The sequence below is a fragment of the Stenotrophomonas aracearum genome, assembly GCF_031834615.1.
Taxonomy (GTDB): Bacteria; Pseudomonadota; Gammaproteobacteria; order Xanthomonadales; family Xanthomonadaceae; genus Stenotrophomonas; species Stenotrophomonas aracearum.
The window spans coordinates 1,459,998-1,475,300 of sequence record NZ_CP115543.1 but is presented as its reverse complement, the minus strand read 5'-3'; the positions used below and the strand labels follow the sequence as shown (position 1 = coordinate 1,475,300).

At 67.7% G+C, this 15,303-nt stretch carries 14 protein-coding genes; 10 read left to right on the top strand and 4 right to left on the bottom strand.

The annotated features are described in order from the left end of the window. Positions 1 to 16: 16 nt before the first annotated feature. On the top strand, positions 17 to 1,408 hold the full coding sequence (locus PDM28_RS06790; RefSeq protein ID WP_311184259.1) for an NAD(P)-binding domain-containing protein: 1,392 nt from the start codon (positions 17 to 19) through the stop codon (positions 1,406 to 1,408). A 35-nt stretch (positions 1,409 to 1,443) separates the two neighbouring features. On the opposite strand, the gene PDM28_RS06785 is transcribed toward PDM28_RS06790, so the two are convergent. Next, positions 1,444 to 2,547, bottom strand: coding sequence for a polyamine ABC transporter substrate-binding protein (locus PDM28_RS06785; protein WP_311184258.1), 1,104 nt, complete (start codon positions 2,545 to 2,547; stop codon positions 1,444 to 1,446). Between the two features lie 133 nt (positions 2,548 to 2,680). Beyond that, positions 2,681 to 4,132, bottom strand: a complete 1,452-nt coding sequence (locus PDM28_RS06780; protein WP_311184257.1) for a glutamine synthetase family protein — start codon at positions 4,130 to 4,132, stop codon at positions 2,681 to 2,683. A gap of 135 nt (positions 4,133 to 4,267) precedes the next feature. On the opposite strand from PDM28_RS06780, the gene PDM28_RS06775 reads away from it, so the two are divergent. The 3 genes from PDM28_RS06775 (at position 4,268) to PDM28_RS06765 (ending at position 7,593) form a co-directional block, all read left to right on the top strand. Beyond that, on the top strand, positions 4,268 to 5,554 hold the full coding sequence (locus PDM28_RS06775; RefSeq protein WP_311184256.1) for an NAD(P)/FAD-dependent oxidoreductase: 1,287 nt from the start codon (positions 4,268 to 4,270) through the stop codon (positions 5,552 to 5,554). 168 nt (positions 5,555 to 5,722) lie between these two features. Beyond that, positions 5,723 to 7,063 carry a diguanylate cyclase gene (locus PDM28_RS06770; RefSeq protein ID WP_311184255.1) on the top strand — a complete coding sequence of 447 codons (1,341 nt, stop codon included), beginning with the start codon at positions 5,723 to 5,725 and terminating at the stop codon, positions 7,061 to 7,063. Positions 7,064 to 7,131: 68 nt separating this feature from the next. Further along, complete coding sequence (locus PDM28_RS06765) at positions 7,132 to 7,593, top strand: bacteriohemerythrin (RefSeq protein ID WP_311184254.1); 462 nt, start codon at positions 7,132 to 7,134, stop codon at positions 7,591 to 7,593. On the opposite strand, the gene PDM28_RS06760 is transcribed toward PDM28_RS06765, so the two are convergent. Next, positions 7,574 to 8,872 (bottom strand): MFS transporter, encoded by a 1,299-nt coding sequence (locus PDM28_RS06760; protein ID WP_311184253.1) that lies wholly within the window; start codon positions 8,870 to 8,872, stop codon positions 7,574 to 7,576. The genes PDM28_RS06765 and PDM28_RS06760 overlap by 20 nt on opposite strands. A gap of 136 nt (positions 8,873 to 9,008) precedes the next feature. Here PDM28_RS06760 and aptA point away from each other — a divergent pair, with 136 nt between their 5' ends. The 6 genes from aptA to PDM28_RS06730 all read left to right on the top strand — a co-directional run bounded on the left by aptA (position 9,009) and on the right by PDM28_RS06730 (position 13,893). Further along, positions 9,009 to 10,349, top strand: a complete 1,341-nt coding sequence (aptA, locus tag PDM28_RS06755; RefSeq protein ID WP_311184252.1) for an omega-aminotransferase AptA — start codon at positions 9,009 to 9,011, stop codon at positions 10,347 to 10,349. A gap of 36 nt (positions 10,350 to 10,385) precedes the next feature. Then, on the top strand, positions 10,386 to 11,249 hold the full coding sequence (locus PDM28_RS06750) for a plasmid replication/partition related protein (protein WP_311184251.1): 864 nt from the start codon (positions 10,386 to 10,388) through the stop codon (positions 11,247 to 11,249). 107 nt (positions 11,250 to 11,356) lie between these two features. Continuing rightward, positions 11,357 to 12,652: a DUF445 domain-containing protein gene (locus tag PDM28_RS06745; RefSeq protein WP_311184250.1), complete on the top strand. Its 1,296-nt coding sequence runs from the start codon at positions 11,357 to 11,359 to the stop codon at positions 12,650 to 12,652. Between the two features lie 156 nt (positions 12,653 to 12,808). Continuing rightward, entirely contained in the window at positions 12,809 to 13,198 is a 390-nt protein-coding gene (locus tag PDM28_RS06740; protein WP_102945860.1) for a DUF4124 domain-containing protein, read from the top strand. Positions 13,199 to 13,262: 64 nt separating this feature from the next. Beyond that, positions 13,263 to 13,565: a type II toxin-antitoxin system RelE/ParE family toxin gene (locus PDM28_RS06735; RefSeq protein ID WP_102945861.1), complete on the top strand. Its 303-nt coding sequence runs from the start codon at positions 13,263 to 13,265 to the stop codon at positions 13,563 to 13,565. 40 nt (positions 13,566 to 13,605) lie between these two features. Beyond that, entirely contained in the window at positions 13,606 to 13,893 is a 288-nt protein-coding gene (locus PDM28_RS06730) for an addiction module antidote protein (RefSeq protein ID WP_311184249.1), read from the top strand. Between the two features lie 20 nt (positions 13,894 to 13,913). On the opposite strand, the gene PDM28_RS06725 is transcribed toward PDM28_RS06730, so the two are convergent. Further along, complete coding sequence (locus tag PDM28_RS06725) at positions 13,914 to 15,149, bottom strand: aminotransferase class V-fold PLP-dependent enzyme (protein ID WP_311184248.1); 1,236 nt, start codon at positions 15,147 to 15,149, stop codon at positions 13,914 to 13,916. Positions 15,150 to 15,303 lie beyond the last annotated feature (154 nt).

Below are 15,303 nucleotides of genomic sequence, written 5' to 3'. Positions count from 1 at the left end.
ACAGGGAGAACGACGCATGCTGCAGCACACCCGGTGGGCACCCGATGAAGCATTCAACGTGGCCGATGACGACGGGGCCGTTCCGTGGGAGGTGGTGGTGATCGGGGCCGGCCAGTCCGGACTCGCGGTCAGCGCGACCCTGGTGCGTGCCGGCGTGCGCCACCTGGTCCTGGAAGCGGAGACCGTGGGCTGCGCCTGGCGGCGCCGCTGGGACTCGTTCCAGACCAACACGCCCAATGCGACGACGGCGCTGCCCGGATATGTCTATACCGGAAACGACCCGGAGGGATTCGCTACCGGCGAGGAGGTGGTCGCGCTGCTGGGCCGCTATGCCGGCGAGCAGGCGCTGCCGGTGATCGAGCAATGCCCGGTGCGCCGGGTCACGCGCGATGCGGACGGGTACCGGATCGAGACCCGAAAGGGCCCGCTGCGGGCACGGGCGGTGGTGGTGGCGACCGGCGAGTACCGGCGGCCGCAGTTGCCGCGGGTGCCGTTCGTGCCCTGCCCCGGGCTTTCGGTACTGCACTCGGGCGACTACCGGCACGCCGGACAGCTGCCCGAGGGCGGTGTGCTGGTGGTGGGCGGTGGGCAGTCCGGGGCGCAGATCGCCCAGGACCTGCGCGCGGCCGGGCGCAGCGTTTACTGGTCGATCGCCTCGCGGGCGATGAACCTGCGCCGGCTGCGCGGGCGGGATTCGCTGGATTGGTGGATCCAGTCGGGGCTGATCCACCGGCATGTGAGCCAGCATCCGGCGGTACTGGCCGGGGTGCCGGGGGCATTGCGCAGCGCGCGCAACGCCGAGTTCCCCCTGGTGTCGGGCAAGGGCGAACAGGGCAAAGGCAGCTCGATCAGCCTGCTCTCGATGCACCGGCAGGGGGTGGTGCTGCTGGGCCGGCTGCAGGCGCTGCAGGGCCAGGTGGCGCGGTTCAACGATGTGCGCCCGCAGGTGCGTGACGCGATCGCAGCGACGCGGGTGGAGTACCAGCGCCTGCATGCGGTGGCCGATGCGCATTTCGCCGGTGCGGTGGAAGCGCGCACCGATGATGCGCGCTACCTGCCCGAAGAGGTCTACCTGGACTGGGAGCCTGAGCACGCGCGTGACGTGCTGGATCTTGAAGCGGAAGGCATTCGCTCGGTGCTGCTGGCGACGGGATTCGCGCCGGACTGGTCGTGGCTGGAGCTGGACAACGTGTTCGACACCCGCGGCTACCCGCTGGGCGAGTACGGGGTGTCACCGCAACAGGGCCTGTTTTTCGTCGGTCTGTACAACCTGCAGCGGGTCAGTTCCAGCTACCTGTGCAACGGCGGCCGCGACGCCGAAGCGTTGCTGCCGCATATCCAGTCCCACCTTGCCAACCACCCTGCAGGACACGCATGGCGTGTCACTACGCGGGAACCGTCAACGTAGCGACACGCCACGCGTGTCCCACGCAATGCCGGCTATCAGCGGCCCGTCTTCACCTCGGTCCACAGCCGCGTGTACAGCTTGTCCACTTCCGGCGGGTTGATCGAGTAGGTGAACATCTTCGCGGCGACCTCGGCCGGCGGGTAGATGGTCGGGTCGTTGCGGATCGCTTCGTCCACCAGCGGGGTGGCCGCGCTCACCGGGTTGGCGTAGTGGATGAAGTTGGTGTTGGCCGCCGCGACCTTCGGGTCGAGCAGGTAGTTGATGAAGGCGTAGGCCGCTTCCGGATGCTTGGCGTCCTTGGGAATGGCCAGCATGTCGAACCACTGCGGTGCGCCTTCCTTCGGGATCGAGTAGGCCACGGTCACGCCGTTGGCCGCCTCGGCCGCGCGGTCGCGGGCCTGGATGATGTCGCCCGACCAGCCCACCACCAGGCAGGTGCCGCCATTGGCCAGCGACCCGACGTACTGCGAGGAGTGGAAGTTCTGCACGTACGGCCGGATGCTCTTGAGCAGGTCGGCCGCCTTCTGGATCACCGCCGGATCATGGCTGTGCGGGTCTTCGCCCAGGTAATGCAGCGCGATCGGGATCATGTCGGCCGGGGTATCCAGGATCGTGATCCCGCAGTCCTTCATCTTCGCGATGTTTTCCGGCTTGAAGATCAGGTCCCAGCTGTTGGCGATCTCGGTGCTGCCGCCGAAGCGCTCCTTGAGCATCTCCACGTTGTAGCCGATGCCGGTGGTGCCGATCATGTACGGCACGCCGTACTTGTTGTCCGGATCCTGCTGCGCGATGCGCTTCATCATCTCCGGGTCGAGATTGGCCAGGTTCGGGATCCTGCTCTTGTCCAGCGGCAGGAACACCCCGGCCTGGATCTGGCGGCCGAAGAAGTTCAGCGTCGGCACCACCACGTCGTAGCCGCTGCCACCGGCGAGCAGCTTGGTTTCCACCATCTCGTCGCTGTCGAACACGTCGTAGGTCACCTTGGTGCCGGTGGCGCTCTCGAAGTTCGGAATGGTGTCTTCAGCGATGTAGTCGCTGTAGTTGTAGACGTTCAGCACCTTGCTGTCGTCCTGTTTGGCGCCACCGCAGGCGCTGAGCAGGGTGACGGCAATGCCGAGGGTGAGGATACGAAGCTTCATCGGACTCTCCACAGGTCAGGAGCGAGGTGGGGGAACCGGCCAGACCGGCACGACGGTGCCAGCCTAACGGGCAACTGGCCATTTTCCCAGCACGGCGCCCGCCCGGCCATGCCTGATCGGGCGGCTCGGCCGCTTACACGTTCAGCAGCAGGAACTCGCGCTCCCAGGAGCTGATCACCCGGAAGAAAGTCTCGTATTCCTTGCGCTTGACCGACACGTAGGCCCGGCAGAAGCGCTCGCCCAGCATCTCGCGCAGCTCCGGGCACCCTTCCAGCCCGTCCAGCGCCTCGCCCAGCGAGCGCGGCAGCTCGTAGCCGAGCTCCTTGGCGCTGCCGCTGACCGGCGCGGTCGGCGAGCCCCGCTCGCGGATGCCCAGCAGGCCGGCGGCCAGGGTGGCGGCAATGGCCAGGTAGGGGTTGGCGTCGGAACCGGCGAAGCGGCTTTCCACCCGCATGTTTTCCGGCGTATCCATCGGCACCCGCAGGCCGCAGGTGCGGTTGTCGAAACCCCAGTGCACGTTGCTCGGGGAAACCTCGCCGAACACCAGCCGCCGGTAGGAATTCACGTTCGGGGCGAAGAATGCCATCGCCGCCGGCACGTACTTCTGCAGCCCGGCCAGGTAATGCCCGAACAGCGGGCTGAATTCCTCGCCGCCGGTATCGCCACTGAACACGTTGTGGCCATCGCTGATCCGCACCAGGCTCTGGTGGATGTGCATGGCACTGCCCGGCTCGGTTTCCATCGGCTTGGCCAGGAAGGTGGCGTACACCCCGTGCCGCATCGCCGACTCGCGCATGGTGCGCTTGAACAGGAACACCTGGTCGGCCAGGTCCATCGCATTGGCGTGGGTGAAGTTGACCTCCAGCTGCGCCGCACCGGATTCGTGGATAAGCGTGTCCACGTCCAGCTTCATCGCGTCGCAGTAGTCGTACATCAGGTCGAGGATCGGGTCGAATTCGTTGACCGCGTCGATCGAATACGACTGCCGCGCCGTTTCCGGGCGGCCGGAGCGACCGGCCGGCGGCAGCAGCGGGAAGTCCGGGTCGGTGTTCTTCTGCACCAGGAAGAATTCCAGTTCCGGTGCGACCACCGGGCGCAGGCCCAGCTCGGCATAGGCGTCCAGCACCCGGCGCAGCACGTTGCGCGGGGCCAGCTCGTGCGGCTCGCCGTGCTTGGTGTAGCAGTCGTGGATGATCTGTGCGGTGGGGTCGGTGGCCCACGGCACCATGCGCACGGTGTCCGGGTCCGGGCGCAGGATCATGTCCGAGTCCGACGGCGAGGTCAGCTCGTAGTAATCGTCGGGGTACTCGCCGGTCACCGTGGTGGCGAAAACGCCCTCGGGCAGGCGCGTGCCGTAGTCATGCGAAAACTTGTCGGCCGGGATGATCTTGCCGCGCGCGTTGCCGGTGATGTCCGGCACCAGGCACTCCACCTCGGTGATGTGGCGCTCCTTGAGCCAGCGGAGCAGCGCGCTCTCTTCGGCCACCGGCTTGGGCGCGGCCTTGCGGGACGGCGCCTTGCGCGAAGGCGCAGCGGCCTTGCGCGACGGGGACGTGGCTTTGCGCGAGCGCGTTCGAGTGGTCATGCCGGGCACGTTACCCCTGCCCCCTGCACGGGCGCAACCAACCACGTCACGACGGGCGCACCTGCCGTGAACACCGGTTGCTGGCATGCTGTGCCCCATGAGCGTTGCCCTTTCCCCAGTTCCCCGGTGCCGCCGATGAGCCAGGCCGGCCTGGCCCACGCGCCCAGCTGGTATGCCGAAAGCCTGCCGGCCGAGCCGTTGCGGGCGCCGCTGCGCGGCGACCAGGCCACCGATGTCTGCGTGCTCGGCGCGGGCTACACCGGTTTGTCGGCCGCGCTCTCGCTCGCCGAGCGCGGCTACCGGGTGACGGTCTTGGAAGCCCACCGGGTCGGCTGGGGCGCGTCCGGTCGCAACGGCGGCCAGGCCATCGTCGGCTACGGCTGCGAGGTGGACACGCTGGAACACCTGGTCGGCCACCCCGACGCACGCCGCCTGTTCGATTTTTCACGCGAGGGCATGGCCCTGCTGCGCCAGCGTCTGCAGCATTACGCCATCGCCTGCGACTGGCGCGACGGCCATGCCAGCGTGCCGATCAATGCGCGCCAGGAGCGTGGACTGCGCCAGGGCATGCAGGCGCTGGTGGAACGCTACGACTATCCGCTGCAGTGGTGGGACCGGCAGCAGCTGCGTGGCCAGCTGGACAGCCCGCGCTACCGGGGCGCGATGTTCGATCCGGCCAGCGGCCACCTGCACCCGCTGGCGTATGCGCTGGGGCTGGCGCGAGCAGCCGAAAGCCTGGGCGTGGTGATCCATGAAGCAAGCCCCGTGCAGGCGCTGGTGCGCGGCGCCCGCCCGCAGCTGCGTACCGCGCACGGCACGGTCACGGCCAACCAGGTGGTGATTGCCGGAAATGCCTGGCTGCAGGGCATCGCGCCGGAGCTGGAAAGCCGGATCATGCCGGTGGGCACCTACATCGGCGCCAGCGCCCCGCTGGGCGAAGCGCGCGCCCGCACATTGATCCGCAACGACATGGCCGTGGCCGACGTGAGCTGGGCGCTGGACTACTTCAAGCTCAGCGCCGACCACCGCCTGCTGTTCGGCGGCCGCGCCAGCTATTCGGCGCTGCCGCCGCCCAACCTGCGGGGGGTGATGACCCGGCGCATGCACCAGGTGTTTCCACAGCTGGCCGACGTTGGCATGGAGCAGGTCTGGGGCGGCTACGTGGACATCACCCGCAACCGCGCCCCGCACTGGGGCCGGCTGACCCCGAACGTGTACTTCGCACAGGGTTTTTCCGGCCATGGTGTCGCCGCCACCGGCCTGGCCGGCGACGTGATCGCCGAGGCGATTGCAGGGCAGAACGAGCGCCTGGACGTATTCGAACGCATTCCGCACAAGCGCTTCCCGGGCGGAAAGCTGCTGCGCACCCCGCTGCTGGTGGCGGCGATGTCCTGGTACAAGCTGCGGGACGTGATTGGGTGAAGCCGCCGGGCAGAGCCCGGCGCTACGGATACGCTCATGGCCGCTGGGAATGTGACAGGCCGCTTTTTCCCAACGACACCCACCTCACAGATCCGAAGATTGCCCCTAAAGTCCGGCGTGAAGGCGCCGCTATTACTTCCGACCCTCTCGGATTCGAGCGTACGCAACATGCCGGCACTGTTTCAGGGCGCTTTGGACAGCGCCCCCGGGGAAGACCTGCCTCAGCGGATTCTGCTGGTCGAGAACTCGCGCACGTTCACCAGCATGCTCAAGGAGGCCATCGAGCAGCGGCTGGAGCTGCCGGTGTCGGTGGCGACCAGCCTGGCCGAGGCCGGGCGCCTGCTGGACGAAGAGAAGGGCTGGTTCCTGGTGCTGACCGGGCTGGTGCTGGCCGACGGCGACCGCGACCACGTGGTGGACTTCTTCCTGTCGCGCGGGCTGCGCACAGTGGTGGTCAGCAGCGTGTACGACGAGGACCTGCGCAAGCGCGTGCTGCAGCAGCAGATCATCGATTACGTGCTGAAGAATACGCCGGGCAGCGTGGACTACCTGGTGTGGCTGGTGCAGCGGCTGGACCGCAACCGCCGGATCGCCGCGCTGGTGGTGGACGACTCGATGTCCGCACGGCTCTACGCGGCCTCCCTGCTGCGCATGTACGGCCACGAGGTCTACGAGGCCGCCGACGGTGCCGAAGGCCTCAAGGCCATCGAAGCGCACCCGGCGATCCGATTGGCGGTGGTGGACCAGGAAATGCCGGGCATGGAGGGCGTGGAGCTCACCCGTCGCCTGCGCACCCTGCGCTCGCGCGACAAGGTCGCGGTGATCGGCATTTCCGGCAACACCGACCCCTCGCTGATCCCGCGCTTCCTCAAGAACGGCGCGAACGACTTTCTGCGCAAGCCCTTTTCGCGCGAGGAATTCTTCTGCCGCGTCTCGCAGAACGTGGACCAGCTGGAGCTGATCGGCACCCTGCAGGACCTGGCCACGCGCGACTTCCTCACCGGGCTGCCGAACCGTCGCTGTTTCCTGGAGCAGAGCCAGCGCCAGTTGCCGAAACTGGAGCTGAAGGGCGAGCAGGTCGCCGTGGCGATGATCGACATCGACCACTTCAAACACATCAACGACACCCACGGCCATGAAGCCGGCGACGATGCGCTGCGCGCGGTCGCGGCCGCCGTGGCCGACCACGCGCGCGACCAGGACCTGATCGCGCGGTTCGGCGGCGAAGAGTTCTGCCTGCTTGTTCCGGGGCTGGAGGAAGATGAGGCCATCGATTATTTCGAGATCCTGCGCCAGCGCATCGCCGCGCTGGAAGTCGACCTTGGCCACACTATCCTGCGCATGACCGTCAGCATCGGCGTGTGCTGCCTGCGCCCGGCTGGCGACGCGCTGCATGGGCTGATTTCCGAAGCGGACCGCCAGCTCTACCTGGCCAAGGCCGCTGGCCGCAACCGGGTCTGCAGCACGGGCGTGGCCACGGCGACGCGCGAACCCGCACTGGTGCTTTGATCCAGATCAACGCACGGTAGCGCTGCCCTGCCTAGAGTCGTTCCCGGCATACAGCACGGGAACGCAGCATGGCACTTCTGGTCTGGCAGGACGACCTCAACATCGGCATCGACGTGATCGATCACCAGCACATGCGGATCGTGGAGATGCTCAACCACCTGCATGTGGCGCAGACCAGCCTGCACACGCTGGCCGTGGCCGAGGTGATCGACGAACTGGTGGACTACACCATGTCGCACTTCGCCTTCGAAGAAGAGCTGATGGAGGAAGCCGGCTATCCGTTCTGCGCTGCGCACAAGCGCGTGCACGAGATCTTCGGGAAGCGCGTGGCCGAGTACCGACTGCGCTTCCAGGCCGGCGAAGACATCACCGACGAACTGCGCACCATGCTGTCGCGCTGGTTGTTCAACCACATTCGCGGCGACGACAAGGCCTACGCGGAAACGGTCAAGCAGCACCTCAACCAGTTCGCCCGCGACCACCAGCAGGGCACCTGGCTGGGCCGCACGCTCAAGCGGATTTTCCGCTGAGACGGGCCGGCCGGCCCATGGCCAGCAGCGCCACGATGGTCACCACCGCGGTCAGGCACAGGTAATAGCCCACTGCTACCAGGCCGAAGCGCCCGGCCAGCCACGTGGCCACATACGGCGCAGGCGCCGCGCCGAGGATGCCGGCCAGGTTGAACGACAGCGAGGCGCCGGTATAGCGCACCTGCACCGGGTAGATCTCGGCCAGGAAGGTGCCGCAGGGGCCGTAGGTCAGGCCCATCAGGAACAGGCCCAGCGACAGGAACGCGACCACCATCCACGGATGGCCGGCCTGGAACAGCGGGGCGAACAGCACACCGAAGCCAAGGATCAGCCCGCTGGCCACGATCATGGTGCGGCGCGTGCCCCAGCGGTCGCCATACTTGGCCGAGATCGGAATGCCGGCGGCGAAGAACAGGATGCCGACCATCTGCAGCAGCAGGAACTGCTCGCGGCTGTAACCGAGCACGGTGGTGCCGTAGCCCAGGGTGAACACCGTCATCAGGTAGAACAGCACGAAGGTGGCGAACGCACCGAGCGTGCCCAGCAGCAGCGTGCGCGGGTGGTGGCGCAGCACGGTCCACATCGGCAGGCGCACCCGTTCGTTGCGATCCAGCGCGGCCTGGAACTGCGGGGTCTCATGGACGTTCAGGCGCACCCACAGGCCCACCGCGACCAGCAGTGAGCTGGCCAGGAACGGCACGCGCCAGCCCCACTGCAGGAAGTCGGCATCGCTCATGGCGCGGCCGAGTAGCAGGAAGATGCCCGCCGACAGCAGGAAGCCCAGCGGCGCGCCCAGCTGCGGGAACATGCCGTACCAGGCGCGTTTGCCCGGCGGCGCGTTCTCGGTGGCCAGCAGCACCGCCCCGCCCCACTCGCCGCCCAGCCCCAGGCCCTGGCCGAACCGGCACAGCGCCAACAGCGCCGGCGCCACCAGCCCGATGCTGGCATGGGTGGGCAGCAGGCCGATCGCTACGGTGGACACGCCCATGGTCAGCAGCGCCGCCACCAGCGTGGCCTTGCGGCCGATCCGGTCGCCGTAGTGGCCGAACACCGCCGAACCCACCGGCCGGGCGATGAACGCCACCGCGAAGGTCGCCAGCGACTGCAGCAGCGCCGCGCCTTCGCTGCTGTCGGGGAAGAACAGGTGCGGGAACACCAGCACGGCCGCCGTGGCGTAGATGTAGAAATCGAAGAATTCGATGGTGGTGCCGATCAGGCTGGCCAGCAGCACACGACGGGGCGAATTGACGGCAGGTGTGGCGGCAGCGGAAGTGGACATCGTTCACGGGCGAAAGGATCAGCTGCCCGATTCTGCCACGCGGATGCCACGCACCGGCGGCATGGTTGCAACCGTGACAGTTGCCTGCCCCGCGCTGCGCTACAGTGCGGTCATCCGTAAACACGGGGGTTGCCACATGCCACGCACCGACATGCCACACAACGGCCGGCCGCACTCGCTGGACGCCTGGTGGATGCCGTTCACCGCCAATCGCCAGTTCAAGGCCGCACCGCGCCTGCTGGTGCGCGCCGAGGGCATGTACTACCGCGACGCGGACGACCGGCCGATCCTGGACGGTGCCGCCGGGCTATGGTGCTGCAACGCCGGGCATGCGCGGCCGCGCATCGTGCAGGCGATCCAGCAGCAGGCCGCCACGCTGGATTTCGCCCCGCCGTTCCAGATGGGCTCGCCGCTGCCGTTCGTGCTGGCCGAACGCCTGGCCACGCTGGCGCCGGGGCCGCTCAACCACGCGTTCTTCACCAACTCCGGCTCCGAAGCCGTGGATACGGCGATGAAGATCGTGCTCGGCTACCACCGCCTGCGCGGGGAAGGCCAGCGCACCCGTTTCATCGGCCGCGAGAAGGCGTACCACGGGGTCGGTTTCGGCGGCCTGTCGATTGGCGGCCTGCCGAACAACCGCAAGGGCTTCGGCCCGCTGCTGGCCGGCAGCGATTTCCTGCGCCACACCCTGGATCTGTCGCGCAACGCGTTCAGCCCGGGCCTGCCGCGCCATGGCGCCGAGCTGGCCGAGGACCTGGAACGCCTGATCGCGCTGCACGACGCCTCGACCATTGCCGCCGTGTTCGTCGAACCGATTGCGGGGTCGGCCGGGGTGATCCTGCCGGCGCCGGGCTACCTGCAGCGCCTGCGCGAAATCTGCGACCAGCACGGCATCCTGCTGGTGTTCGACGAGGTCATCACCGGCTTCGGCCGGGTCGGCAACGCCTTCGCCGCCCAGCGTTTCGGGGTCACCCCGGACCTGCTGACGATGGCCAAGGGACTGACCAACGGCGCGGTGCCGATGGGCGCGGTGCTGGTCTCCGACGCCATCCACGATGCGTACATGCAGGGCCCGCCGGGCGCGATCGAGCTGTTCCATGGCTATACGTATTCCGGTCACCCGCTGGCCTGTGCGGCGGCGCTGGCCGCCCTGGACACCTATGCGGCGGAAGGGTTGTTCGACCGCGCCATCGAGCTGGGCGAGTACTGGCAGACCCGGCTGCACAGCCTGCGCGGGCTGCCGAACGTGGTGGACATCCGCAACTTCGGGCTGATCGGCGCGGTTGAACTGGCGCCGCGCAAGGGTGCGCCGGGCAGCCGCGGCTACGAGGTGTTCGAGCGCTGCTTCCGCGACGGCCAACTGCTGGTGCGCTGCACCGGTGACGTGATCGCCCTGTCGCCGCCGTTGATCATCGAGCGCGAGCAGATCGACCGGATCGTGGACGTGCTTGGCGAGATGATCCGCGCCACCGGTTGATAGAATGGCGGGTCATTACCCGTCGCCCCGGATTGCATGGACATCGTCGTCAAAGAAGAACTCAAGGCCTATATCGATCCGCTCACCGCCGACGAGCACGAGGCCCTGGAGCGGAGCATCCTGGCCGAGGGCTGCCGCGACGCGCTGGTGCTGTGGAACGACGTGCTGGTGGACGGGCACAACCGCTTCGGCATCTGCCAGAAGCACGGCCTGCCGTTCCAGACCGTGCAGAACACCCGCTTCCAGTCGATGGACGATGTGCACCTGTGGATGATCGAGCAGCACCTGGGCCGGCGCAGCGTCTCCGACTTCCAGCGCGGAGTACTGGCGCTGCGCAAGCGCGACATCCTGGCCGAGCGCCACCGCGCGGACCAGGCCCAGCTGCAGCGCGAAAGCGACGGCGAGATCGCCGACGCCACGCCCGAAGGCGATGAAGACAGCCCGCCGTGGGCGCCGGCCCCCAAGGTCAGCCGGGCCGACATGGCGCGCGAGGCGCGGCTCAGCAGCAGCCAGGTCACCATGATCGAACGCATCCACAAGCAGGCGGCGCCGGAGCTGGTGGAGGCGGTCAAGAGCGGGGTGATCTCGATCAGCGCGGCGGCAGCGGTGTCCGACCTGCCGGAAGAAGAACAGCGCGCGGCAGCGGTCGCCGGCAAGGACGAGTTGAAGCAGGCCGCCAAGCGCGTGCGCGAAGCCAAGCGCAAGCCGCGCAAGCCGGTGCAGGAGGTATTGCACAGTGCCGATGGCGAGCTGGAGGTCGACGCCAGTCGCGAAGCGGAGATCGCCGACGCACTGGCATCGCTGGGCGAAGGCCCCGCCGAGCTGCGCCAGCGGATCATTGCGCTGACGCTCGAGAACGACGCGCTGAAGCGCCAGCTGGCCGCGCTGCGCGCGGGGTGATGCCGGCCGCTGGCCGGCTCCACGCAGATCCGGCAACGTGCGGAGCCGGCCAACGGCCGGCACTACGCGTCAAGCGTTGATCATCTGGCTGTGGATAGACTGGGCGCATGAATTCGTCCGCCACTCCCGTTGACCCCCGCCGCGCCCAGCTGCGTCGCCTGAAGACCATCGCCCTGCTGATGCTGGCCGCGATGCTGGCCGGCTTCATCATCAGCCACCTCAATGGCGAGCGCGGGATCTGGGCCTGGGTGTCGGCGTTCTGCGAGGCGGCCGCGGTGGGCGCGCTGGCCGACTGGTTCGCGGTGGTGGCGCTGTTCCGCCGCCCGCTGGGCCTGCCGATTCCGCATACGGCGATCATTCCGCGCAGCAAGGCGCGCATCGCCGACAGCCTGGCGGTGTTCGTGCGCGACCAGTTCCTGGAGCCGCAGGCACTGCTGGCCCGTCTGCAGGTGTTCGACCCGGCCAGCCGGCTCGGCAGCTGGCTGGCCGATCCGGCGCGTTCGCGGTTGCTGGCCGACATGGCGCGTGGCTGGGCATTGCAGGCGTTGGACTTCCTCGATGAAGCGGCGGTTCGGCGCAGCATCCAGGGCTTCGTGGTTGAGCAACTGCGGCAGTGGAACGCCGCCGCAACGGCCGGCGAGCTGCTGGGCCTGCTCACCGCCGACAACCGCCACCAGCGGGTGCTGGACGAAGGCCTGAACCGGATCAGCCGGTGGATGGACAACGAGGCCGTAAAGCAGCGCGCCTCCGAGCTCATTGTGCGTTACATCCAGCGCGAGTGGCCGAAGCTTGCCAGCACGGTGAACTGGGTCAAGCCGATCGACGAGATCGGCGACAGCCTGGCCGAGCGCATGGCGCACGCGGTGCTGGCCGAACTGCAGCAGATCCTGGCCGAGCCGGAGCACCCGCTGCGCAAGGACTACGAGGTGTGGCTGGGCGACTACATCCAGCGCCTGCGCCACGACCCGGCACTGGCCGAAAAAATTGAACAGCTCAAGCAGCAGGTGATCGACCACCCGGCCGTGCAGGACTACGTGCAGGGCCTGTGGGCGCGCATCCACGCCAGCCTGCGGGCGGACCTGTCCAGCGAGGACTCGGCGCTGGCCGGGCACCTGCGGCGCAGCCTGGCCAAGGTCGGGCAGGCCCTGCAGAACGACCCGTCGCTGCGCGAGGCCTTGAACCAGCACCTGATGGACGGTGCCGAGCGCCTGACCAGCCGCCTGCGCGAAGGGGTGACCACGCATATCGCGCAGACCGTGAAGGGCTGGGACGAGCGGCACCTGGTGGAACAGCTGGAGCTGAGCGTGGGGCGGGACCTGCAGTTCATCCGCTTCAACGGCACCCTGGTGGGTGGGTTGATCGGACTGTTGCTGCATGCGTTGACGGTGTGGATGCGGTGGTAGGCGCCTGACGGGGCAGCCACGCAGGGCGTGGCTCTACCGTGGTGGGGTCGATGCGAGTCGGTTGACAGTTTGACCGGGTGTTTTTGCGACGTGGTTCGCGTATTCTGCCGCGCATTCAGGGCTGGAGTGGCCCGTCCGGGGGGAATGATGCGAAGGATGATCGTGACGCTGGCGCTGTGTGCGCTGGCCTGCAATGCCCACGCCGGGCGGGTGTACAAGTGCGCGGTCGGCGGCCAGACCGTGTACCAGACCGTGCCCTGCGCCCCCGAGCACGACACCGGCGTGACCCGGCCGATCACCCGGGATCCCAATCTGAGCTGGGAAGAGCGCAATCGCGCCCAGCGCGAGCTCTACGACGCACGCCGCCGCATGCAGGCCGAGGCCGGCCGCAACCAACCGCCGGTACGCGGCACCGTCATCGATGGCGCTGCCAATCCGGAGCAGTGTCAGGAACTGCGGTCCCGCCGCGAGTTCGGCGAAGCCTTCGGCCGCCCCATTCCCGAAAGCATGAACGGCGAGATCGCCAAGGCCTGCGCGTCGCGCTGATCGGCGACAAGGCAAATCCGACAACTAGACTTGCGCACTGTATCTATTTGGATACAGTTGCGGCATGATATCGGTGCAGGCAACGGAAGAGTTCGGCAAATGGATGCGCCGGTTGCGCGACACGCGAGCCCGGGCACTCATCGCCGAACGCATCCAGCGTATGGCCAATGGGCTGCCCGGCGACGTCAAATCGCTGGGTTGCGGTCTCAGCGAACTGCGGATCCATCATGGCCCCGGCTACCGCGTGTATTTCACGCGGCGCGGCAGGGAGATCATCATCCTGTTATGCGCGGGCGACAAGGACAGCCAGGCGTCGGACATCCAGCACGCACATAGGCTTGCCTCTCTCCATCTGCATGATTCCTGATGCCGCCCGCACTGCATTCCTGCCACTCCAGGACCCGAACATGAGCAAGCCAGCCCTCGTCGCTTTCGACCCCGCCGATCATCTTGTCGACGATGCCGCGATAGCGACCTATCTCACCGAAGCCTTGGCAGCGGACGATGCCGTTCACTTCCAGGACGCATTGCAGGCAGTGGCTCGCGCCCGGGGAATGACCCAGGTGGCCGAAGCGTCGGGGCTCGGTCGGGAAAGTCTTTACAAGGCGTTGAAGCCCGGTGCGCACCCTCGTTTTGACACCGTGCAACGGGTGCTCGCCGCGCTTGGGGTTCGCATGATCATTGCCCCGGTTTAACACCCCGGAGCTGAACTACCCTACCCCGCCATCCCCTTGATGGCCTCCACCAGCGCCTGCATCTGCGCGGGCGTGCTGAAAATGCCGGGGGTGACGCGGATGCAGGCACCGGAGGCCAGGCCTTCGCGGGCTACGACGAACACGCCGGATTGCTGCAGCATCCGCTCCGCGGTGGCGGTGTTCGCGTCCATGTCGTACTGCCCGTGCAGACGGAAGGCGGCGATGGCGCTGGACAGGCGCGGGTCGGGTGAGGCGAGTAGTTGGATGCGTGGGTCGTTGCGCAAGGCGTCCAGCCACTGGTTGCGCAGGCGAAGCAGGCGCGCACGCTTGTTGGCCACGCCAATCCGCTCGTGCAGCGCCAGCGCTGCGGGCAGGGCCAGGAAGGTCGCGAAATTGACCGTGCCAGTGTGCACGCGAGAGTCGATATGGCCGGTCTCCGCCTCGCCCATGTACGGGTCGATGTCGTCCAGGCGACCGCGCCGGATGTAGACCGCTCCCGCTCCGACCGGCGCACCGATCCATTTGTGCAGGTTGATGCCGATGAAATCGACATCGAGATCGCGCAAGGGCGTGTCGACCTGGCCGATGCCATGCGCGGCATCCAGCACCACGCCTGCACCGGCGGCGCGTGCCAGCGCGCTGATCTCGGCGACGGGCAGCAGCAGGCCGTGGCGGTGGCTGACCTGGGTCAGCAGCACCAGCCGTGTGCGCGGGTTCTGATCCAGCGCTCTGCGGTAGGTCTCCAGGATACTGTCATGGTCGAACGGCTCCGGGAGTGCAATGCGCTGCACGGTCACGCCCCGCCGCGCCTGCAGCCACTCCATCGCAGAGATCATGCTGGGGTAGTCGGTGTCGGCGTACAGCACCGTGTCGCCGGGCTGCAGATTGCGATAGCCGCTGATCAGCACCTGCATCGCCTCGGTCGCGCCGCGGGTCAGCGCGATCTCGTCGGCCTCCACACCGAGCGCCTCGGCCAGCTGCACACGCGCCCGTTCGAACAGCGGCGGAAACGCGCGCCGGCCGAACCAGGCATTGTCGCGGTTCACCAGGGCCGTGGCCTGCTCGAACGCCTGCACCACCGGGCGCGCCATCGACCCCCAGTAGCCGTTGTCGAGCATCACCACGTCATCGGTGAGGTTGTACTGCGCCGCTACCTGCGCCCACCAGGCGTCGTCTGCAGCCAGTTCTGCCGGATCACGCCCTGCGGGGTCGGGCAACGCATCGAGGAACGAGGGATCGCGCTCAATCTTGTTCATGCGTCGAGTATTGCAGCCCATCGACCTTGTCGAAGTGAATGATAATGACTATCATTCAGGCAATAAACGATCTCCAGGGATACCCCCGCCCCGTGCGGCGGCTTGGCCACGGATGGCCACCCTCTCCTGTCACCGGCCCCGGCCGGTGACGTCC

Coding starts and splice junctions, on each gene's coding strand:
- PDM28_RS06790 (WP_311184259.1), top strand. CDS start 17: ATGCTGCAGCACACCCGGTGGGCACCCGATGAAGCATTCAACGTGGCC.
- PDM28_RS06785 (WP_311184258.1), bottom strand. CDS start 2,547: ATGAAGCTTCGTATCCTCACCCTCGGCATTGCCGTCACCCTGCTCAGC.
- PDM28_RS06780 (WP_311184257.1), bottom strand. CDS start 4,132: ATGACCACTCGAACGCGCTCGCGCAAAGCCACGTCCCCGTCGCGCAAG.
- PDM28_RS06775 (WP_311184256.1), top strand. CDS start 4,268: ATGAGCCAGGCCGGCCTGGCCCACGCGCCCAGCTGGTATGCCGAAAGC.
- PDM28_RS06770 (WP_311184255.1), top strand. CDS start 5,723: ATGCCGGCACTGTTTCAGGGCGCTTTGGACAGCGCCCCCGGGGAAGAC.
- PDM28_RS06765 (WP_311184254.1), top strand. CDS start 7,132: ATGGCACTTCTGGTCTGGCAGGACGACCTCAACATCGGCATCGACGTG.
- PDM28_RS06760 (WP_311184253.1), bottom strand. CDS start 8,872: ATGTCCACTTCCGCTGCCGCCACACCTGCCGTCAATTCGCCCCGTCGT.
- aptA (WP_311184252.1), top strand. CDS start 9,009: ATGCCACGCACCGACATGCCACACAACGGCCGGCCGCACTCGCTGGAC.
- PDM28_RS06750 (WP_311184251.1), top strand. CDS start 10,386: ATGGACATCGTCGTCAAAGAAGAACTCAAGGCCTATATCGATCCGCTC.
- PDM28_RS06745 (WP_311184250.1), top strand. CDS start 11,357: ATGAATTCGTCCGCCACTCCCGTTGACCCCCGCCGCGCCCAGCTGCGT.
- PDM28_RS06740 (WP_102945860.1), top strand. CDS start 12,809: ATGATCGTGACGCTGGCGCTGTGTGCGCTGGCCTGCAATGCCCACGCC.
- PDM28_RS06735 (WP_102945861.1), top strand. CDS start 13,263: ATGATATCGGTGCAGGCAACGGAAGAGTTCGGCAAATGGATGCGCCGG.
- PDM28_RS06730 (WP_311184249.1), top strand. CDS start 13,606: ATGAGCAAGCCAGCCCTCGTCGCTTTCGACCCCGCCGATCATCTTGTC.
- PDM28_RS06725 (WP_311184248.1), bottom strand. CDS start 15,149: ATGAACAAGATTGAGCGCGATCCCTCGTTCCTCGATGCGTTGCCCGAC.